The organism is Streptomyces sp. PTY087I2 (genome assembly GCF_001687325.1).
In the GTDB taxonomy this organism is placed as follows: domain Bacteria; phylum Actinomycetota; class Actinomycetes; order Streptomycetales; family Streptomycetaceae; genus Streptomyces.
Genome location: NZ_LZRD01000025.1, coordinates 56,899 through 76,153, shown reverse-complemented (window position 1 = coordinate 76,153; position 19,255 = coordinate 56,899). Strand labels below are relative to the sequence as shown.

At 70.7% G+C, this 19,255-nt stretch carries 16 protein-coding genes and 1 tRNA gene; 6 read left to right on the top strand and 11 right to left on the bottom strand.

Translation table 11 applies throughout. The annotated features are described in order from the left end of the window. Positions 1-20: 20 nt before the first annotated feature. Positions 21-794 carry an SDR family oxidoreductase gene (locus tag A3Q37_RS26630; protein ID WP_065488158.1) on the top strand — a complete coding sequence of 258 codons (774 nt, stop codon included), beginning with the start codon at positions 21-23 and terminating at the stop codon, positions 792-794. A gap of 115 nt (positions 795-909) precedes the next feature. Then, positions 910-1,566: a cupin domain-containing protein gene (locus tag A3Q37_RS26625; RefSeq protein WP_065488157.1), complete on the top strand. Its 657-nt coding sequence runs from the start codon at positions 910-912 to the stop codon at positions 1,564-1,566. Between the two features lie 71 nt (positions 1,567-1,637). Here the strand turns inward: A3Q37_RS26625 and A3Q37_RS26620 are convergent, their stop codons facing one another. After that, complete coding sequence (locus tag A3Q37_RS26620; RefSeq protein ID WP_107471596.1) at positions 1,638-3,323, bottom strand: FAD-binding oxidoreductase; 1,686 nt, start codon at positions 3,321-3,323, stop codon at positions 1,638-1,640. Between the two features lie 375 nt (positions 3,324-3,698). Here A3Q37_RS26620 and A3Q37_RS26615 point away from each other — a divergent pair, with 375 nt between their 5' ends. Beyond that, positions 3,699-5,390 carry an FAD-binding oxidoreductase gene (locus A3Q37_RS26615; protein WP_369691473.1) on the top strand — a complete coding sequence of 564 codons (1,692 nt, stop codon included), beginning with the start codon at positions 3,699-3,701 and terminating at the stop codon, positions 5,388-5,390. A 72-nt stretch (positions 5,391-5,462) separates the two neighbouring features. Here A3Q37_RS26615 and A3Q37_RS26610 read toward each other — a convergent pair whose 3' ends face one another. Further along, positions 5,463-6,125: a class I SAM-dependent methyltransferase gene (locus A3Q37_RS26610; RefSeq protein WP_218064572.1), complete on the bottom strand. Its 663-nt coding sequence runs from the start codon at positions 6,123-6,125 to the stop codon at positions 5,463-5,465. Positions 6,126-6,339: 214 nt separating this feature from the next. On the opposite strand from A3Q37_RS26610, the gene A3Q37_RS26605 reads away from it, so the two are divergent. Next, entirely contained in the window at positions 6,340-6,840 is a 501-nt protein-coding gene (locus tag A3Q37_RS26605; RefSeq protein WP_255311955.1) for a flavin reductase family protein, read from the top strand. Positions 6,841-6,904: 64 nt separating this feature from the next. Beyond that, positions 6,905-8,512, top strand: coding sequence for a 4-hydroxyphenylacetate 3-hydroxylase family protein (locus A3Q37_RS26600; RefSeq protein WP_065488154.1), 1,608 nt, complete (start codon positions 6,905-6,907; stop codon positions 8,510-8,512). Positions 8,513-8,534: 22 nt separating this feature from the next. Here A3Q37_RS26600 and A3Q37_RS26595 read toward each other — a convergent pair whose 3' ends face one another. The 4 genes from A3Q37_RS26595 to A3Q37_RS26580 form a co-directional block, all read right to left on the bottom strand. Next, positions 8,535-9,218, bottom strand: a complete 684-nt coding sequence (locus A3Q37_RS26595) for a helix-turn-helix domain-containing protein (protein WP_065488153.1) — start codon at positions 9,216-9,218, stop codon at positions 8,535-8,537. Then, on the bottom strand, positions 9,215-10,636 hold the full coding sequence (locus tag A3Q37_RS26590) for a class I adenylate-forming enzyme family protein (RefSeq protein ID WP_255311954.1): 1,422 nt from the start codon (positions 10,634-10,636) through the stop codon (positions 9,215-9,217). The genes A3Q37_RS26595 and A3Q37_RS26590 overlap by 4 nt, the downstream gene beginning before the upstream one ends. A gap of 88 nt (positions 10,637-10,724) precedes the next feature. After that, positions 10,725-11,834, bottom strand: coding sequence for a 3-dehydroquinate synthase II (locus A3Q37_RS26585; RefSeq protein ID WP_065488152.1), 1,110 nt, complete (start codon positions 11,832-11,834; stop codon positions 10,725-10,727). Further along, positions 11,831-12,637: a 2-amino-3,7-dideoxy-D-threo-hept-6-ulosonate synthase gene (locus tag A3Q37_RS26580; RefSeq protein ID WP_065488151.1), complete on the bottom strand. Its 807-nt coding sequence runs from the start codon at positions 12,635-12,637 to the stop codon at positions 11,831-11,833. Before A3Q37_RS26580 ends, A3Q37_RS26585 begins: the two co-directional genes overlap by 4 nt. A 197-nt stretch (positions 12,638-12,834) precedes the next feature. On the opposite strand from A3Q37_RS26580, the gene A3Q37_RS26575 reads away from it, so the two are divergent. Continuing rightward, positions 12,835-14,364, top strand: a complete 1,530-nt coding sequence (locus A3Q37_RS26575) for an FAD-dependent monooxygenase (protein WP_065488150.1) — start codon at positions 12,835-12,837, stop codon at positions 14,362-14,364. Between the two features lie 15 nt (positions 14,365-14,379). Here A3Q37_RS26575 and A3Q37_RS26570 read toward each other — a convergent pair whose 3' ends face one another. The 5 genes from A3Q37_RS26570 to A3Q37_RS26550 all read right to left on the bottom strand — a co-directional run bounded on the left by A3Q37_RS26570 (position 14,380) and on the right by A3Q37_RS26550 (position 18,337). Beyond that, positions 14,380-14,958: a DNA-3-methyladenine glycosylase I gene (locus A3Q37_RS26570; RefSeq protein WP_079138006.1), complete on the bottom strand. Its 579-nt coding sequence runs from the start codon at positions 14,956-14,958 to the stop codon at positions 14,380-14,382. A gap of 487 nt (positions 14,959-15,445) precedes the next feature. Then, positions 15,446-16,180, bottom strand: a complete 735-nt coding sequence (locus tag A3Q37_RS26565; protein WP_065488202.1) for a 2OG-Fe(II) oxygenase — start codon at positions 16,178-16,180, stop codon at positions 15,446-15,448. Between the two features lie 130 nt (positions 16,181-16,310). Continuing rightward, a tRNA-His gene (locus tag A3Q37_RS26560) sits at positions 16,311-16,383 on the bottom strand. Between the two features lie 120 nt (positions 16,384-16,503). After that, positions 16,504-17,109 (bottom strand): oligoribonuclease, encoded by a 606-nt coding sequence (gene orn, locus A3Q37_RS26555; protein WP_065488149.1) that lies wholly within the window; start codon positions 17,107-17,109, stop codon positions 16,504-16,506. A 10-nt stretch (positions 17,110-17,119) separates the two neighbouring features. After that, complete coding sequence (locus tag A3Q37_RS26550) at positions 17,120-18,337, bottom strand: helix-turn-helix domain-containing protein (protein ID WP_065488148.1); 1,218 nt, start codon at positions 18,335-18,337, stop codon at positions 17,120-17,122. Between the last annotated feature and the right edge of the window lie 918 nt (positions 18,338-19,255).

Sequence of the window (19,255 nt, the reverse complement as noted above, 5' to 3'; positions counted from 1 at the left end):
GACTCGAGCGGAGACCTCTCATGGAGACATTGAAGGGCAAGACTGCTGTCGTCACCGGGAGCAGCCGCAGCATCGGCCGTGGAATCGCCGAGCGGCTGGCCGCCCGGGGCGCGCTGGTCGCGGTCCACTACGCGACCAACGCCACGGCCGCGCAGGAGGTGGTCGAGGCCATCGAGAAGGCCGGCGGCCAGGCCTTCGCGTTCGGCACGGAGCTCGGCCACGAGGGCGACGCCGAGCGGTTCTGGGCGGAGTTCGACATACAGCGGCGCGCCTTCTCCGACGACGGGGACACCGGGGTGGACATCCTGGTCAACAACGCCGCGGTGGCGCTGCGCGACCAGTTCCCGGACGCGACCGTGGCCGACTTCGACCGGATGGTCGCCGTGAACATCCGGGCCCCGTTCTTCATCGTGCAGCACGCGCTCGACCGGCTCCGCGACGGCGGCCGGGTCATCAACATCTCCTCCGCCGTCACCCGCCTCGGCCTGCCCGAGGTCATCGCCTACGGCGCCACCAAGGGAGCGCTCGACAGCTTCAGCCGCATCCTGGCCAAGGAGCTGGGCTCCCGGGGCATCACGGTCAACGTGGTCGCCCCCGGATACGTCGACACCGACTCCAACGCCGACTGGCTGCGCCACGACAAGGACGCCTGGGAGGAGACCGCGGCCAAGTCCGTCTTCGGCCGGGTCGGCGAGCCCGAGGACATCGGCGACGCGGTCGCGTTCCTCGCCTCCGACGCCGGGCGCTGGATCACAGGCCAGCACATCGACGCCAGTGGCGGAACCCGTATGTGAAAGAGCAAAGAATGGCGGTGCCAGAGGAGAGCGGCTGCGAAATCCTCGTCGTGGGGAGTGCGTGACAACCGGCTCCAAGTCAGTGCTCGGTCACCGAATTCACTGGAGGAACGCCATGACTGTCCACTCGGGCGAGGCCTACTACAACCCGCTGTGCCGGGAGAAGCTGGTCATCAGAACACCGGCTTCCCGGACGAGCGGCGAACGCGCCGTGATGGACATGTATGTCGAGCCGGGAGGATTTGCAGCCGGATATCACACGCACCCCTACAGCTCCGAACGCTTCATTCTCGTACGGGGAGAACTGCGGGTGCATGTCGCGGGCCGGGACGTCATTCTCGACAAGCTCGGGCAGAGCGTTCTCGTGCCTCCCGGCACCGTGCACCGCTGGTTCGCCCACAGCGAGACCGAAGAGACTTTCGTCGTGGTGGAGTTGAACAACCGGGCGGACCGTTTCGAACAGTTGATATGCCGGCAGCTCTTCGGTCTGGCCCAGGACGGCAAGACGAACAAAGAGGGGCGGCCCAATATCCTCCAGAGCGCCGTCACCATGAGCGAGTTCTCCGATGTGCTCCGGTTCACCGACCGCCCCTGGCCGGTCCAGCGGGTCATCAACGGTGTGCTTTCCCCCGTCGCGCGGCTTCTCGGCTATCAGGGATGCAATCCCGAATATCTGGAGCGCCGCCCCTTCGAGACGGCCGAGCTGGAGGAGCTGCCGGAAGAGGTCCTGGCACACCTTCACGGCGGAGAGCCGGCCCAGGGTCACCGCTGACCTGTGCGCGGAGTGGCCGTGTTCCCGCTGTCGCGCCCGGGCACGACAGCGGGAACGCAGCCCCGGAGCGGCTAGTTCGGCAGCTCCACGGACTGCCGGTGCCGGAAGACGTTCCTGGGGTCGTACGCCTTCTTCACCCGCTGCAACCGCGGGTAGGCGTCCTTGTAGTACAGCGTGTGCCAGGGCACACCGGACGTGTTGTACTTCGGGTCACTCAGGTCGGCGTCCGGGTAGTTCACGTAGCAGCCGTCGGTGACGCTGTCGGGCACCGGAACCCCGCCCGTCCTCGCGTACACCTCCTGGTAGCTCTCCCGGGTCCACGCCACGTACTTGGCGTCGTCCGCCGTGTCGTTCCACTGCGCCGACCAGAGCATCTTGAACGCGGCGCCCCGGTGCCCGGCCGCGGTCGCGTCCTGGCTCACCCTGCGGACCGCGCCGCCGAACGGCGTCAGCTGGATGTTCAGGTTCGGGCCGGCGATGTCCGTCCGGGTGAGGTGCTTGTACATGGCGTCGAGGTGGGCCTGCGGGAACTCCGCCCGCATGTACGACGACTTGTACTCGGCGCGCAGCGTCGGGTCGTTGAGCAGCGGATTCGTCGTCCCCACGAAGCGGGTGGCCTGGAGCCACGGCAGCCGGCGCGCGGCGGCGAACTGCGGCATCGGGCCGATGTCGCCCATCTGCCGGGTGAGGGCGCCCCGCCCGATGCTGATGCCCCGGCCCATGTACGCGAGGTAGTCGTCCAGCATCCTCTGCGCGCCGGGCGCCCCCGCGTCGACCTGGGTGACCAGGCCGATCTGGCCGTTGGCCTGGTGATTGAGGATCAGGAAGCTGGTCAGGAAGCGCTGCGGGCTGTCCGCCGCACCGTGGGCGACATGCCAGGAGGCGTAGTTCTGGGCCAGCCGCGCGAACCCGCTCCTGGTGAGCTTGGCCCAGGGCCACGAGACCGCGCTGAGCAGGACTTCGGCCGGCGGCTTCGGCAGCAGCGTGCGCGGGTCGGCGCCGGTGGCGTCCGGCGCACGGAAGAAGTAGCGGGTGATGACACCGAAGTTGCCGCCGCCGCCCCCGGTGTGCGCCCACCAGAGCTCCCGGTGGGGGTCGTCCTTCTCCCGGGTGGCCAGCACGGTTCTCGCTCTGCCCGAGGCGTCGACCACCACGACCTCCACCGCGTACAGATGGTCGACGACCAGACCGTCCCGGCGGGCCAGCATCCCCCAGCCGCCGCCGCTGACATGACCGCCCACGCCGACGGAATAGCAGATGCCGCCGGGGACGGTTATCCCCCAGGCCTGGTAGAGCGTCTCGTACAGGTCGAGCAGGGTGGCGCCGGACTCCACGGCGATGGCCCGGCGAGCGGGGTCGTAGTACACGCCGTTCATGTGCGACACGTCGATCACGGTCCGGACATCGGCGTTGTAGACGAAGTCCTCCAGGCAGTGCCCGCCGCTGCGTACGCTGAGCCGCTTCCCCTCCTTCACGGCCCGCTCCACGATGGCCGGTATCTGCTCGGGGGCGTCCACGAACTGCACCGAATCGGGGCGCGCCACATATCGCGCGTTCAGTGCTCTGACCGAATCCTGGTACTGCTGGTCGGCCGGGGTGACCGTGACCGGCCCGATCGACGGGGCCGCCGCGCGCGGACCGGGCTTCGCGGTGGCGGCGAAAGCGCTTCCGCCGCCCGAGAGTAATGCCGCCCCGCCCAGACCGGCCGTGGTGCCTGTCAGGAACTTCCGCCGACCGAGACCCGCTGACCGCTTCATCGTGTTCACCCTTCTCGAAGCCGAAAGACATTACTGGTTTCCAGGGACGCCCTGATGTCCCCGGTGGTTCCGCCGGAATAAACGGAACGTGAGGTTCTGGGGGGAGGATGTCGGACGGGGCACCCGATTGCATACGCAATGGCGGAGTCGCCTCCGGCGAGGGGGGATTGCCGGTGCCCACGGACGTCTGCCGAGGGGCCGGCGGGCTCGCGTCATGTTTCGGCCGACGTGGCGATAATTAGAGCCAGGTGGCCTCGGCCTGTCAAGCGTGTTCATTTTTCTCCGGGCCGGCCGAAAGACCGCAAGAATTGGAGTTCCCCGCCCCGGGACGGCACTTAGCATCATCCGCACCGACGCGTGGGAAGGGTTTGAAAAGTGCGTGATACAGACGGTTTCGAACGGCGCAGATTCCTGACGGCCGGCGCGAGCGTGGCGGGCGCCGCCGTCATCGGAGGGACGGCGACCGCGGGCACCGCGACCGCCGCGGAGCCGACCGCGGGCGCCCCGGCGGCCGTCCGGCCCGCTTCGGCCGTGGCGGTCACCCCGGCCGACAAGCGCTACCCGGACCTGGTGCGCGGCTGGAACCAGCGGTGGGTCGGCTCGCCGGACGCCGTCTATGTGGTCGAGACGACCGAGCAGGTGGCCCAGGTCGTGCAGCTGGCCGTGGACAAGGGCAAGCGGATCACGGTCCGGGGCGGCGGCCACTGCTGGGAGGACTTCGTCTTCAACGCCGACGTCGAGGTCATCGTCGACATGTCGGAGATGGCGACGGTGGGCTACGACCCCCGGATGCACGCGTTCTCCGTCGAGGCCGGCGCCCGGCTGCTGGACGTGTACGAACGGCTGTACCGGCCGTGGGGCGTCACGATCCCGGCGGGCACCTGCTACTCCGTCGGCGTCGGCGGACATGTCAGCGGCGGCGGCTGGGGCATGCTCCTGCGCAAGCACGGTCTCGTCATCGACCACCTGTACGCGGTGGAGGTCGTGGTCGTCGACGCCTCGGGCAAGGTCCGGACCGTGGTCGCCACCCGGGAGCAGAACGACCCGAACCGCGATCTGTGGTGGGCCCACACCGGGGGCGGCGGCGGCAACTTCGGCATCGTCACCCGCTACTGGTTCCGCAGCCCCGGAGCGCCGGGCCGGACCCCCGAGAGCCTGCTGCCGAAGCCGCCCGCCGAGGTGCTGATCAGCGCCGCCGCCTGGGCCTGGAAGGACCTGACCGAGGCCGACTTCGTACGGCTGGTGAAGAACTTCGCGGACTGGCACGTGGCGCACAGCGAGCCGGACGACCCCAATTCCGCGATCTGTAGCCTTCTCTCGCTCAACCACCGCTCCAACGGGGCCGTCAATATCGTCACCCAGGTCGACGCCTCCGTGCCCCGCGCCGAAAAACTGCACGCCGACTTCATGGCCGCGGTGACCAAGGGCGTCGGAGTCAGAAGCGGCCCGGCCGTGACACCGATCGGCGAGTTCAAGCCCATGCCGGAATTCGCGGAGCCGCGCCGCCTGCCGTGGATGCAGGCGACCCAGTACATAGGAACGGCGAACGCGACGACCAACAACCCCACGCTGAAAGGCGACTTCAAGTCCGCCTACATGCGTGCCTCATTCCCGGCCCGGCATATCAAGAAGCTCTACAAGCATCTGTCGCGCGAGGATCTCGGCAACCCGACCGCCTCCCTGATGCTGAGCTCGCACGGCGGGCAGTCCAACGCCGTTCCCGCCACGGCGACCGCCTACGCCCACCGCGACTCCGCCTTCAAGATGGCCTGGATGATCTGGTGGACCGACCCGGCGGACGAGGCCGCGTCCGTACGCTGGATCCGGGAGTTCTACGAGGACCTGTACGTCGAGACCGGCGGCGTCCCCGTCCCCGACGCGGTCACCGACGGCTGCTACGTCAACTACCCGGACGTCGACCTCAGCGACCCCCGGCACAACACGTCCTCGGTCCCCTGGCACGAGCTCTACTACAAGGGCAACTACCCCAGGCTCCAGCGGATCAAGAAGGCGTACGACCCCCGGAACGTCTTCCGCCACCGGCAGTCGATCCAGCTGCCGTCCTGACCCGCCGCGTGGACACACCGCGGCCCTCGCCCCGCGGAATCGGGCGAGGGCCGCGGCTTCCGTACGGCCGCGTCAGCGCTTCAACGCGAAGGTCAGACCGTCCGCGAACGGCAGCAGGCTCAGATCCACGCGCTTGTCGTCGTGCAGCTTGGCGTTGAACTCGCGCAGCGCCCGCGTCTCCGAGTCCTGCACCTCGTGGTCGATGACCGCCCCGTGCCACAGCACGTTGTCCACCACGACCAGGCCGCCCGGACGCAGCAGCTTCAGGGCCGCCTCGTAGTACTCGGCGTAGCCCTCCTTGTCCGCGTCGATGAACACGAAGTCGAACGAACCCGGCGCGCCGTCCTCGCGCAACAGGTCCGCCAGGGTCTCGCGCGCGTCGCCGAGCCGGAAGTCCACCTTGTCGGCCACGCCGGCCCGCTCGCAGAACTCCAGCGCCGTCGCCGCCCAGTCCTCGTCGAGGTCCAGGGCCACCACGGAGCCGTCCGCGGGCAGTGCCAGCGCCGTCGACAGCAGGCTGTAGCCCGTGAAGACGCCGACCTCCAGCGTGCGCTTCGCGCCGACCGCCTTCACCAGCAGCGACAGGAACTGACCCTGTTCGGGAGATATCTGCATCAGATGCAGAGGCAGCTCGGACGTCTTCTCCCGCAGTTCGGCCAGCAGATCGGGTTCGCGCAGGGAGACATCGGCGACATAGTCCTGAATGGCATCGCTCAAATCGACCTGGATTCTCACACCTGATCCCTTCGACGGCATACCTCTGACGATGCGGTCATCTAAACTGCGGCGCGTATTCCCTGTCAAGCACGGAAATGCGCCCGGTGCTCCCTTGATTGATTCTTCAGACACCCCTGCGACACTGGTCGTGTATCGCTGGGGAATGTGCAGCGCATTTCCTTTGTGTCTCACATTTTCGATGTACTCGCATTCCCGATGTGGAGGAATTCTCGTGAGCGCAGGCGAGCGAAGTTTCCGGGACTGCCTGGGACAGTTCGCGTCCGGAGTCACCGTCGTCACCACCCTCCACGGCGACCTCGGAACGGTGCACGGCGCCACCGTCAGCTCGTTCACCTCCGTCTCGCTCCGGCCGCCGCTGATCATGGTGTCCCTGGACCGGCGCTCCAGGCTGAGCGCGCTGCTGGCCGGCGGGCCGTTCGGGGTGAACGTCCTCGCGGCGGACCAGGGCGACCTCGCGCTGCGCTTCGCCGGCCGGAGCGAGGCGCCCCACGAGGACATCGAGTGGCAGGACGCCGGGCCCGCGCCGCGGCTGGCCGGAACCGTCGCGCACCTTGCCTGCGGGCCGTGGGCCTCCTACGACGGCGGCGACCATCTGCTGTACGTCGGCGAGGTGCTGAGCTTCGACGCCCCGGGCGGCGAGCCCCTGGTCTTCCACCGCGGTTCCTTCCACGCCCTGCGCTCGGCCGCCGATCTCGGATCCGCCCGCCGCTGACGCCGGGCGCCCTTCTTCACCGCCGGCCCCTCGCGGGGCTCAACCACCCGAAAAGGAAACCGACATGACGCTTGAGCAGGGCGAGACGGCAGAAGCGGCGACAGCGGCCGGCGGCCCGGATTCCCCGCGCCGGGTGACACGCCCGCTGACCGGCGACGCGTACCTGGAGTCGCTGCGCGACGGCCGGGAGATCCACCTCTACGGCGACCGGGTCAAGGACGTGACGGCCCACCCCGCCTTCCGCAACTCCGCGCTGATGACCGCGCGGCTCTACGACGCCCTCCACGACCCGGCCCGGCGCGATGTCCTCACCGCCCCCACCGACACCGGCTCCGACGGCTGGACCCACAAGTTCTTCCGCACCCCCCGCAGCGTCCAGGACCTCGTCGAGGACCGCGAGGCGATCGCGGAGTGGGCGAGGATGACGTACGGCTGGATGGGCCGCAGCCCCGACTACAAGGCCGCGTTCCTCGGCACGCTCGGCGCCAACAGCGACTACTACGCGCCCTACCAGGAGAACGCCCGGCGCTGGTACCGCGAGTCCCAGGAGCAGGTGCTCTTCTGGAACCACGCGATCATCCACCCGCCGGTCGACCGCAACCGCCCCGCGGAAGAGGTCAGGGACGTCTACGTCCACGTGGAGAAGGAGACCGACAACGGGCTGATCGTCAGCGGCGCCAAGGTCGTCGCCACCGGTTCGGCGATCACCCACTTCAACTTCGTGTCGCACTACGGACTGCCCCTGAAGGACAAGGAGTTCGCGCTCGTCGCGACCGTCCCGATGGACGCGCCGGGACTGAAGCTGATCTGCCGGCCGTCGTACGCGGCGACCGCCGGGGTCCTCGGCACCCCCTTCGACTACCCGCTCTCCAGCAGGTTCGACGAGAACGACACGATCTTCGTCATGGACAAGGTCCTCATCCCCTGGGAGAACGTCTTCCTGTACGGGGACGTCGACCGGGTCAACGGGTTCGCGCCGCAGTCCGGCTTCCTGGAACGCCTCACCTTCCACGGTTCCATCCGCCTCGCCGTGAAGATCGACTTCATCGCCGGGCTGCTGCTCAAGGCCGTCGAGATGACCGGCACCAAGGACTTCCGGGGCGTCCAGGCCCGGGTCGGCGAGGTGCTGGCCTGGCGGAACATGTTCTGGGCCCTCAGCGACGCCGCGGCCCGCAACCCCCAGGAGTGGAAGAACGGCGCACTGCTGCCGCGCCTCGACTACGGCATGGCCTACCGCTGGTTCATGACGATCGGCTACCCGCGCATCAAGGAGATCATCCAGCAGGACGTCGCCAGCGGACTGATCTACACCACCTCCGGCGCCGAGGACTTCAAGAACCCCGAGATCCGCCCGTACCTCGACAAGTACGTACGCGGCTCGGGCGGCCACGAAGCCGTCAGCCGCGTCAAGCTCATGAAGCTGCTGTGGGACGCCGTCGGCACCGAGTTCGGCGGCCGCCACGAGCTGTACGAGCGCAACTACTCGGGCAACCACGAGGCGGTGCGCACCGACATCCTCCAGGCGCAGGAGGCCAGCGGTCAGGTGGCCGCCTACAAGGGCTTCGCCGAACAGTGCCTCCAGGAGTACGACCTCGACGGCTGGACCGTGCCCGACCTCGACTCGTTCGACGGGTTCAAGGGCCTGCGCGGGAACCTCGGCAACTCCGGCTGAGCCGGGACGGGCCCGGCGCGCCTCACACGGCCGCGCCGGGCCCCGAGAGCTCCTGGCGCACCCGCTCGTGCAGGCACACCTCCAGCAGATCCACGGGCAGCAGCGCCCGGCCGGCCGCCGGCGGCTCCGCCCGGCGGACCGCGGCGCTCACCCGCGCCGCGAACCCGCTGTCCCCGGCCGTCAGCCGGGCCAGCGGGAACAGCCGGGCCAGGACCGCCCGGCCCGGCGCCCCGGCCGCCGCCAGCACCGCGCACACGCCCTTGTCCGCCGCCGCGACCAGCACCGGGCCCAGCGACGACGGAGCACAGGCGTACCGGATCACGGTCCCGCGGCCGCCCGAGCGGAACTCCTGCGGCGTCATGCCGAGGATCGCCGGGGACGCGGAGTAGAAGTGCCCGTTGGAGTTGAAGCCCGACCGGTAGATGGCGTCCGACACCGTGGGGGCGTGCGCCAGTTCATGGCGTACGCGACGGGCGCGCACCACCGACACGTACGCGTGCGGGGTCACCCCGGTGAAGGTCTTGAACATCCGGTGGAAGTGGAAACGGCTGTAGCCGGCCGAGTGCGCCAGCTCCTGGAGGTTCGGCGGGGCAGCGGACTCGTCCATCAGCCGGCAGGCCCGCGCCACCGCGAGGGCGTGCGACCCGCTGCGGCCCGCCTTGCCGGTTCCGGTGACGTCACGTCCGTACGCAACGGTGCCTGTCATCGTCGCTCCCGTCTCTCTTGTCGCCGGCCGTCCTGCCGTGCGGCAGGACGGCTGGACCAGCTGCGCCCGTGCAGCCAGTCCCGGTCGCGCAGCACCTTCCCGCCCGCCGTGCGGGGGAGTTCGGGCACCAGGTGGAAGCGCGGCGCGACCCCGGAAGGGCCGAGGAAGCGGTGGCACCAGGCGGCCAGATCCGTGCGCGTCAGCCCGTCGCCGCACGCGACCAGGGCCTGCGGCGGATCGGCCCCGAGCACCACGGCGTCGGTGACGTCCTGGTGGGCACGGAGCACCGCCTCGATCCGCAGCGCGTCGACACCGCCCGGCGCGAGGCTCTCGACCCGGCCGCGCAGCCGCAGCACGCCGGTCGCCGGATCGCGGGTCACCAGGTCCTGCGTGGACAGCCAGCCGTCGTGCGGCGGCAGATCCTCGTACAGATAGGGAGACGCGGGAAGATGAACACCGAGGACGCCGCCGAGGATGCGGGTCCGGACACCGGGCACGGGCGTACCGATCGCCCCCGGCCCGGCCGCCCCCGACAGATCCGTCGACACCATCCCGGTCTCCGTCGTCCCGTACCCCTGCCCCACCAGCACGCCGTACCGGCGGGCGAAGGCCCCGGCGTCCCCGGCGTCCAGCACGTCCCCGCCGGAGACGGCGAGCCGCAGATCCGGCAGGGTGAGCCCGGCGTCCGCGTGGGCCAGCGCCCCGAAGTGCCGGGGGCCGCCGATCACCACGTGCGACCCGTGGGCCGACGCGGCGAGCGCCTCCGGATCCTGCGAGGTGGGGAAGACCACGGTGGCGCCGGCGCCGAGCGCGTACAGAACGCCCGCGACCAGGGCGAACGAGTGGGCCACCGGGCCCAGCACCGCGACCCGTTCGCCCTCCCGGGGCATCTCCGGGAGGGCGCGCAGCCGCTCCAGCTCGGTCAGCAGCGACCGCGCGGTACGGCCGACGGCCTTGGGGCGCCCCGTCGTTCCGGAGGAGAACTGCACGAGGCAGTGGCCGGTGCGCGCCGGGCGGCCGGTGCGCCGACGGCGTACCAGCACCTCGCACTCACCGACGAACAGGTCCTCGCGCCCGTACAGTTCGCCGAAGGTCATGACGTACTGCGGCGCGCAGAGTTCGAGCAGCGCCTCGCGCTCCGCCTGCCCGGGCCGTGGCTCCAGCAGGATCACCTGCGCGTCCAGCGACCAGAGGGCGAACAGCGACCACAGCTGGGTGAAACTCGGTGTTCCGTGCAGCGCGACGGTGCTGCCGGGACCGATCCCGTGGCAGCGGAAGGTGTGCGCCAGCCGGTCCGTCCGGACCCGGAGCGCGGTCGCGTCGACCTCGGAGCCGGGCCGCCCGGCCTGCACCCAGACCGGGCCCCGGGCGCGGTGCACCAGCGACGACAGCGGAGCTTGCCAGGACTGTTGCGACATGGTCCCTTCCCACCGGCCGGATCGTCCGTCCTGCGACAGGTCCGGTCCGGGGCCGCCGCGCGGGCTGCCCCGGACCGGACACCGGGTGCTACTTCTCGACGCAGAACTCGCCGACCGGCCAGCCGACATGCCGCTTGTCGGTGGCGACATGGCCCAGCACCTGGTCGCCCTGCTTGAGCTCGGTGACGTTCAGCACGGCGGCACCGGGCCCGAGGACCCGCACATGCCAGTCGTCCTGGACGATGAGGTTGACCTCGACGCCCTCCGTCGAACGGGCCTTGATGCTCAGCAGCGGCCGGGACTCCAGCTTGATGCGGCCCACCACGATGCGGCGGGTGCGTCCGTCGGCGCCGACCGCGAGGACGGAACTGCCCGCCTTGAGCTCGCTGAGGTAGTTGGTGCGGTTGTCCTGGCCGAAGACATAGCTGTGCAGCGCGCCCGCGTTGATACGGAACGGACGGGTCGGCATGTACGGCAGGGGATGGGTCTCGCTCACGCACAGGATGAACCCGTGCGCGTACGAGCCGACGAGCATCCCCTCGTCCTTCTCGAAATGGGTGCAGGTGTCGATGCACACCCGGTCCCCGAGCCCGAGGTGCTCGATGGATTCGACGGTCAGCGTGGACAGCTGGAGCGCGGGCGTCTTCACCTGGAGCATCTCCACCAGGGCGAAGACGTCGTTGGCGTCCCGGGGCGACAGCAGGACGCCCTCCGAACCCTTCTCCAGGACGTCGACGATGACCTGGGCCTCCTCGATGTCGTCGGCCCGGCAGATCAGCTGGCCCGGCGAACGGTCGGCCGCCGCGATCACGATCTCCAGCGGGATCTTCGTCGGGTCCTTGAACTCCACCACGGTGTACGCCAGCGCGATCGCCGTGTCGCAGGCCAGCGTCAGCGACGGGTCGTCGACCACGTTGACCAGACCGGCGGTGTCCTTCTGACCGTTGCGGTGGAGGGCCTGGAGCTCGCCCAGCCGGCCGCTGTCGGCCACCTCGTTCAGCACGATCACGTCGTCGAGGGTCTGCTCGGCCGGCCGCTGGGCGCCGGCCAGCACCCTTTTCACCGTGTTCGGCAGGGTCGCCAGCGTGGCGACATCGCTGTCGACGATGGCGTCGACCCGGGCGTGGACGGCCGCGTCGATCACCGATTCACGGTGCTCCGCGGGGACGTTACGCATGTCGATCCAGGCAAATTTCACAGCACACCTGCCATGTGTGAGGGCGGAGTCGGCTCGGTCGCGAGCACCCGGCCATGGACGATTTCGGCGAGCTCCCGGACCGTCTGCCGGGGGGACGGGCCGGCGAAGACCCGTCGCCCGACAGCCAGTCCGCTGCATCCGGCGGCCAGGGCCGAGGACGCGAACTGGTGCAAGGTGGGACCGCTGCCCCCGCCTCCGGCCACCAGGACCGGCAGCGGGGAGTTCGCCACGACTTCCGACATCCGGGGCGTCGGCGAGGCGAAGACCGTTTTGACCAGGTCGGCGCCGAGGTCGGCGGCGATGCTGGTGACGTGCGAGACCAGTTCCGGCAGGCTGGGATCCGCCACCCGCGGCCCGCGCGGGTAGATCATCGCCAGCAGCGGCATGCCCCACCGGTCGCACGCCGAGGCGACGGCGCCGAGATCGGCGAGCTGTGCCGCCTCGGTCGGCGAACCGATGTTGACGTGGACACTGACGGCGTCCGCGCCGATCCGTACGGCGTCCTCCACATCGCCGACCAGGACCTTGGCGTCGACGTCCGGAGCATGGGCGGTACTGGCGCTCAGATGCACCACGAGCGCGGTGCGGGTGAGCAGGCCCGGCGGAATCATCCGGGCCCGGCCCTTGTGGACGACGACGGCGTCCGCGCCGCCCTCGCTGATGCTGCGGACCAGCTCGCGGAAGCCCGCACCGCTGACGAAGGGGCCGTCGGACACGGAGTGGTCGAGCGGGACGAACAGATAGCGGCCGTCACCCCGCCTGGACAGCCGTGCCAGGCGCAGCGCCTTGCCACTCAGCGGCATGCTTGACATGACACACCTCTTCCATCGTGATCTCTGCGCGACCGGAGAGGAAACAGGTCGAAGCCGTGGTGGCCGCTCTCCTGGCTGCACTGTCGCAGCGGCCGCTGAAGAATCGAGCCAGAGAGCCGCGCAACCGGGACTGTTCACACGGGGTTTGACCCTGCGACCCCCCACCACCGACGACAGACGGAGCTGCCATGCCCGCCAGCCCCCGGGAGACGGTTCCCACCGCCGTGGACACAGACGTCGCCGTGGTGGGCGGTGGTCCGGTCGGCATGCTGGTCGCCAGAGAGCTGGCCCTCCTGGGCGTCCGCACGACGGTGTACGAGAAGCTGCCCACCCCCTCGCCCGTCTCCAAGGCGAGCACGCTGCACGCCCGCACCGCGCAACTCCTGCACCGGCGGGGCATCCTGGACGCGGTCCAGCCCGGGCCCCCCGCGCGGCGCGACGAACGGGGCAGGGTCCGCTTCCACTTCGGCGCGCTGTTCGACCTGGATCTGTCCCGGGTGGTGGACGAGGGCCCGGCCATGATCACCAGCCCGCAGGCCTGGGCCCAGGAGGTGTTCGCCGGACACGCCCGTACGCTCGGCGCCCGCGTCGAACGGGACAGCGAGCTGACCGGCATCCACCAGGAATGCGACCACGTCCGGCTCGACCTGCGCGACACGGCCGGCCACCCCCGTACGGTCACGGCCCGCTGGGTCGTCGGCGCGGACGGGGCGCGCAGCGCGGTCCGCAAGCTCTCCGGCATCGCCTTCACCGGCACGCCCGCCACGGTCTCCGCCCTGATGGGCGAGGTCCGCCTCCTCGACCCGTGGAACGCCCCGTCGGGGTGGCAGCGCACACCGCACGGCTGGACCCTGCTGTGGGTGTCGCCGTCCGGCCGCAGCCGGGTGTGTACGTACGACTTCCGCGGCCCGCACCCCGACCGGCACTCCCCGGTCACCCTGGACGAGCTACGGACGGAGGTCGCCCGCATCGCCGGCCGCGAGGTCCCGATGGACTCGCCGACCTGGCTCACCCGCTTCAGCGACGCCGCACTCCAGGCCGAGACCTACCGCCACGGCCGGGTCCTGCTCGCCGGGGACGCGGCCCATGTGCACTTCCCGGCGGGCGGACAGGGCGTCAACCTCGGCCTCCAGGACGCCTTCAACCTCTGCTGGAAGCTGGCCGCGCATCTACGCGGAGGCGCCCCCGCCGACCTGCTGGACACCTATCAGGCCGAGCGCCACCCCGACGCGGCCGCCGTCCTGCACAACGTGCGCGCCCAGGTCGCGCTGATGGACCCGGCCCCGCGCACCGACGCGCTGCGCGAGCTCTTCGCGGAGCTGATGCACTTCGACGAGGTCAACGACCACCTCAGCAGCATGATCACCGGCACCTCGCTGGTGTACGACATGGGGCTGCGCAGAAACGCCCCGCTGGTCGGCCGGCTCGCCCCCGACCTCACGCTGAAGACCGCCGAGGGCACCGCCACCCTCGCCGGACTGCTGCACGCCGCGCGCCCGGTCCTCCTCGACCTCGCCGACCACGCCGAGCTGCGCGCGGCGGCCGCCCCGTGGCACGACCGGGTCGACGTCGTCACCGCCACGACCGACGAGCCGCTCGGCACCACGGCCCTGCTCGTGCGGCCCGACGGCTACACGGCCTGGAGCGGGCGGGGCGACCGGCGGGACGGGCCCGAACTGCGGGACTCGCTCACCCGCTGGTTCGGACCCGCCCGCTGACGGAAGCCCGGCCCCTCAGCCGGCAGCCTGCCGCGAGCCCCGGCGGTGGCAGCCCACGAGATGCGTGTCGACCATCCCGATGGCCTCCATGAGGGCGTAACTCGTGGTCGGGCCGACGAAGCTGAACCCGTACGACCGCAGCTCGCGGGCCAGGGCCTTCGACCCGGGGGTGCTCGTCGGCACCTCGGCCACCGTCCGCGGCCGCGGGGTCTCGGCGGGCCGGTGCGACCAGATCAGCCGGTCCAGGCCGCCGCTCTCCCGCAGCGCCAGGACGGCACGGGCGTTGCGCACGGTCGCCTCGATCTTGGCCCGGTTGCGGACGATCCCGGCGTCGGCCATCAGCCGCAGGACATCGGCGTCCGTGTACGCCGCCACCTTCTCCGGGACGAACCCGTCGAACGCCGCACGGAACGCGGGCCGCTTGGCGAGGATCGTCAGCCAGCTCAGCCCGGCCTGGAACGCCTCCAGCGAGACCCGCTCGAACAGCGCCTGTTCGCCGTGGACCGGCAGCCCCCATTCGCTGTCGTGGTACGCCAGATTCAGCGGATGCCCGGCAGCCCACGGACAGCGCCTGCGCCCGTCCGCCCCCAGCACCGGACCGCCGTCCTCGGCCGCGGCGACCGGGGCAGGAGGCGGCCAGTGCGTCCTGCCGCCGTCGAAGATCTGCCAGGTGCCGCCGTCCGCCGTGGCGCCGCGCAGCCCGTCGAGGACCGGGGCCCCGGCGAGCTCCGCGAGCCGCGGGGTGTCGAGCGAGGCGAAGGCGTACGTACGGTCCGCCGCCCAGTCGGTGCTGTGCGCCAGCCGCCGGCTCATCCGCGCCCAGCCCGGCGGCGCCCCGGCCACCACCCAGGCGTCCGGGGCCCCGGCGGCGAACCGCCGCGCGGGCCGGAGCCAGGAGGCGGCCTCCTCGGGCCAGTCCACGACCGCCGTGACCGTGCGCCCGGTCGCCTCCCACGCCGCGACGAAGGCCTCGGCGGCGGCCCGGTGGACCCCGTCCCGCCCGTGCCCGACGGCGACGTCCCGGACCGAGGACGGGATGAGCCGCAGGAGCGCGTCCAGTTCGGCGGCGGTGTGCGGGGCGTCAGGCGGCGTCATGGAACACCAGCCCGAGGGTGCGGCGGAGACCGGAGCGCACGGTGCTCACCCCGTGCCGCATGGGCGCGGCCGACCAGCCGCGGGCCGAGGCCACCGGCCGGTCCCGGGTGGTGAAGACCAGCCCGCTGCCCTGCGGAAGGACAGCCGAACTGCCCCGGGACTGCGCCCGGGGCCGCTGCTCGACCATGAGGAACTCGCCGCCGGTGTAGTCGGCCGCGTACGTGTCGAGCCCGATGACCACCTGGAGCGGGAAGACCAGGTCCCCGTACAGATCCCGGTGCAGGGCGTTCCAGTCGCCCTGCCCGTAGCGCAGCAGGATCGGCGTCGGCCGGGTCTGCCCCGCCTCGTGGCACATCGCGAGCCACTCCTGGAGGCTGTCCGGCCAGGGCGCGGGCCGTTTCAGCTTCTCGGCCCACTCCCGGGCGATCGGCAGCAGCCGCGGGTAGAAGGCCTCGCGCAGCTCCGCGACGACCTCGGGGATCGGGTGGTCGAAGTACCGGTACTGCCCGGCCCCGAACCGGTAGCGCTGCATGTCGATGGTGGCGCGGAATCTCTCGGTGTCGTCGTATAACTCGGCGATGCTCCGGCACTGCTCCGGATCGAGGACCGGCGAGGTGATCGCGTATCCGTGCGCGTTCATCTCCTCGGAGACCTGAGCCCAGTCGGTCTCCTCGACAGGGGACGGACGGGGACCGGACGGGTTGATGTCGTGGGATGGCATGACCACCACCGTATGTCCGGCGCCACGGGGACCCGCCGAGGATGACGAACTTGCCCCGGGGTTTCCTCCGCCATGGCGCGCGAAAAAGCCCCTGACCTGCGTTTCCGCAGATCAGGGGCTTTCCCTGAAGGGTGAGTAACGGGACTTGAACCCGCGACATCCTGGACCACAACCAGGTGCTCTACCAGCTGAGCTATACCCACCATGTCGCCCGGTCGTTTCCGACCGGCCGAGAAAAAGTGTACAGGGTCCGGGAGGGTGCTCGCGCCCCCGTTTCCCGGGGCCGGTCCGCGGGCGCTTCCACGCCCGTGACCAGCGGGTTCCTACGGTGCGGTCGGGGCCGCCAGACGCGCCGCGATCTCCTTGGCGCGCTCCGAGTCCGGGCCGGGCTGCGGGACGAAGACCGCCTCCCGGTAGTAGCGGAGCTCCGTGATGGAGTCACGGATGTCCGCCAGCGCCCGGTGGTTGCCATTCTTGTCCGGGCTGTTGAAATACGCCCGGGGGAACCAGCGCCGGGCCAGCTCCTTGACCGAGGACACGTCCACGATCCGGTAGTGGAGATAGCTCTCCAGATCCCGCATGTCCCGCGCCAGGAAGCCGCGGTCGGTACCGACCGAGTTTCCGCAGAGCGGGGCCTTGCCGGGCTCCTTCACATGCTCGCGGACGTAGGCCAGGACCTGCTCCTCGGCGTCCGCCAGGGTGGTGCCCCCGGCCAGCTCGTCGAGGAGGCCCGAGGCGGTGTGCATCTGCCGCACCACCTCGGGCATGGTCTCCAGGGCCGCGTCCGGCGGGCGGATCACGATGTCCACCCCTTCGCCGAGCACGTTCAGCTCCGAGTCGGTGACCAGGGCGGCCACCTCGATGAGTGCGTCGTCCGTCAACGAGAGCCCGGTCATCTCGCAGTCGATCCACACCATGCGGTCGTTCATGGGCCCCACCCTACGGGGCACTCCGCTGTCCCGGCAGGGCCGGGCGTCCGGGAACGAACGCGTCGGGGCCGGGCAGGGAGTGCTCCCCGGGACCCGTCGCGGCCGCCATGGCGACCGGTGCGGAGGGCAACGCGGAACCCCGGCGTCCGGACGACGGCCCCTGGCTGGGCACCATCGTCTCGACCACCGTCGCGGCACTCTCCGCCACCCCCTGCGGACGACGGGCCCGGTAGGCGGCCCGGTACGCGGCGGGGGAGGAGCCGAGCTGGCGGCGGAAGTGCCCGCGCAGCGCGACCGGGGAGCGGAATCCGCAGCGGCCGGCGACCTCGTCGACCGAGTAGTCGGAGGTCTCCAGCAGCCTCTGTGCCTGAAGCACCCGCTGGGTGATCAGCCACTGGAGCGGTGCGCTGCCGGTGAGCGAACGGAACCTGCGGTCGAAGGTCCGCCTGCTCATGTAGGCGCGCGCCGCGAGCGTCTCCACGTCGAACTGCTCGTGCAGATGCTCCAGGGCCCAGGCCACGACCTCGGCGAGCGGGTCGGACCCGATCTCCTCCGGTAAAGACCTGTCCAGGTAGCGCTCCTGCCCGCCACTGCGCCGCGGCGGCACGACGAGCCGGCGGGCGAGTGCCCCGGCGGCCTCCGTGCCGTGGTCGGTGCGGACTATATGGAGGCAGAGATCGATACCCGCCGCCGTTCCGGCGGAGGTGAGCACATCGCCGTCGTCCACGAACAGCTCGCGCGGATCGACGTGCACCGACGGATAGCGCTTGGCCAGCGTCGGCGCGTACATCCAGTGTGTGGTGGCCGGCCGGCCGTCCAGCAGGCCGGCGGCCGCGAGCACGAAGGCTCCCGTGCACAGACCGACGATGCGGGCGCCCTCCTCATGGGCGCGCCGCAGCGCGTCCAGTGCCTCGGCGGGCGGCGGCGAGGTGATCGACCGCCAGGCGGGCACCACCACGGTGCCGGCCCTGCTGATCGCCTCCAGGCCGTACGGCGCGGTGAGTTCGAGCCCACCTGTGGTGCGCAGCGGTCCTTCCTCGCCCCCGCAGACCAGCAGGCGGTAGCGGGGAACTCCCGCGTCCTGCCGGTCGATCCCGAAAACGGAGAGCGGGATGGAGCTCTCGAAGATAGGGCCGCCGCTGAACAGCAGCACGGCAACGACTTCCCGGCGTCGCCGCCCGGTCAGCTTGCGTGCGGCCTCCGTCGCGGTGGCGGAGTCCTGGCTCATGACGCTAAGCCCCCCTCGGTGTTCGCGTCTCCCTGGTCCTTACGGGCCTGCCGCTCCTGCACGTTTCCCCTCGGTTTCGCACGGTTCCCAGCCCCCGATTTTCAAGATCGAATCTACTGCGTCGCGTGGTCCCGCCGTGACACCTTCCCCCACCAGCTCGATGTCGATAAGGAAACGTGGCGTGAAGCGTTCGATCACGAAGCGTTTCACCTGCGAAGCGCACAGGGAAGTGCCCTTCGCCAACGTGGCCCGTCCGCGTCGGGTGAAAGCGTACCGCGCGGTCCGTTCCTGCCTGGTGGGCGGTGGGTTGTCCGGCCATCCCGCGAAGGGGTCGGCCCCCGGGCGAAGTTGGCTGAAAACCATCGGTTGCGTGTGCTGTATCCGGTCACGCCGGGCGCACAACCGCCGTGAGGCGGCCGCGCCGGTGCGCTCCCGGGCGGCCGTGGATCCATGGCGTGTTCGGGTCAGGGAAGGCGGTCGCGGCGGGCGTAGCGGCGTGGCCGGGGTCACGGCCGCGCGGGTTCGCGTCACCCGCCGATGTGCCGCGGAACACGCGAACGACGGGTTTCGGATGGAGTTCGGCGATGTGGCCAACAGGGACCGGGTGCGGACCCCGTCGCCGCCTCCGACGGCCGGTCGCGGACCGTCGCGAAAAACAGGACGCCCGACGGTGTTCGCTCCCTCTCAGGCCCGTGTACGACACAACCGGCATTGCCATACCGGACGGGCTCGTGCATGCTCCCTCCAGCGTCACGCACGCTTTTGCGGGGGTCTGGGCGATGGAGGAGTGACGCCGTACCCTTGGGGGTATGGGGTTGGGAAGATGATTCCCGGACAGAGCTTCACCGTCAGCTGACGCACCTTGAACGCACGTCGAAACCGTTCCCTCCTCACGAGGACTCTCTTCGCCGAGACACC

Bases quoted from the DNA above. Each gene is read 5' to 3' on its own strand.
- A3Q37_RS26575 (WP_065488150.1), top strand. From the start codon at position 12,835: ATGCCCGCCAGCCCCCGGGAGACGGTTCCCACCGCCGTGGACACAGAC.
- A3Q37_RS26595 (WP_065488153.1), bottom strand. From the start codon at position 9,218: ATGACAGGCACCGTTGCGTACGGACGTGACGTCACCGGAACCGGCAAG.
- A3Q37_RS26565 (WP_065488202.1), bottom strand. From the start codon at position 16,180: ATGCCATCCCACGACATCAACCCGTCCGGTCCCCGTCCGTCCCCTGTC.
- A3Q37_RS26630 (WP_065488158.1), top strand. From the start codon at position 21: ATGGAGACATTGAAGGGCAAGACTGCTGTCGTCACCGGGAGCAGCCGC.
- A3Q37_RS26600 (WP_065488154.1), top strand. From the start codon at position 6,905: ATGACGCTTGAGCAGGGCGAGACGGCAGAAGCGGCGACAGCGGCCGGC.
- A3Q37_RS26550 (WP_065488148.1), bottom strand. From the start codon at position 18,337: ATGAGCCAGGACTCCGCCACCGCGACGGAGGCCGCACGCAAGCTGACC.
- orn (WP_065488149.1), bottom strand. From the start codon at position 17,109: ATGAACGACCGCATGGTGTGGATCGACTGCGAGATGACCGGGCTCTCG.
- A3Q37_RS26580 (WP_065488151.1), bottom strand. From the start codon at position 12,637: ATGCCGCTGAGTGGCAAGGCGCTGCGCCTGGCACGGCTGTCCAGGCGG.
- A3Q37_RS26625 (WP_065488157.1), top strand. From the start codon at position 910: ATGACTGTCCACTCGGGCGAGGCCTACTACAACCCGCTGTGCCGGGAG.
- A3Q37_RS26590 (WP_255311954.1), bottom strand. From the start codon at position 10,636: ATGTCGCAACAGTCCTGGCAAGCTCCGCTGTCGTCGCTGGTGCACCGC.
- A3Q37_RS26620 (WP_107471596.1), bottom strand. From the start codon at position 3,323: ATGAAGCGGTCAGCGGGTCTCGGTCGGCGGAAGTTCCTGACAGGCACC.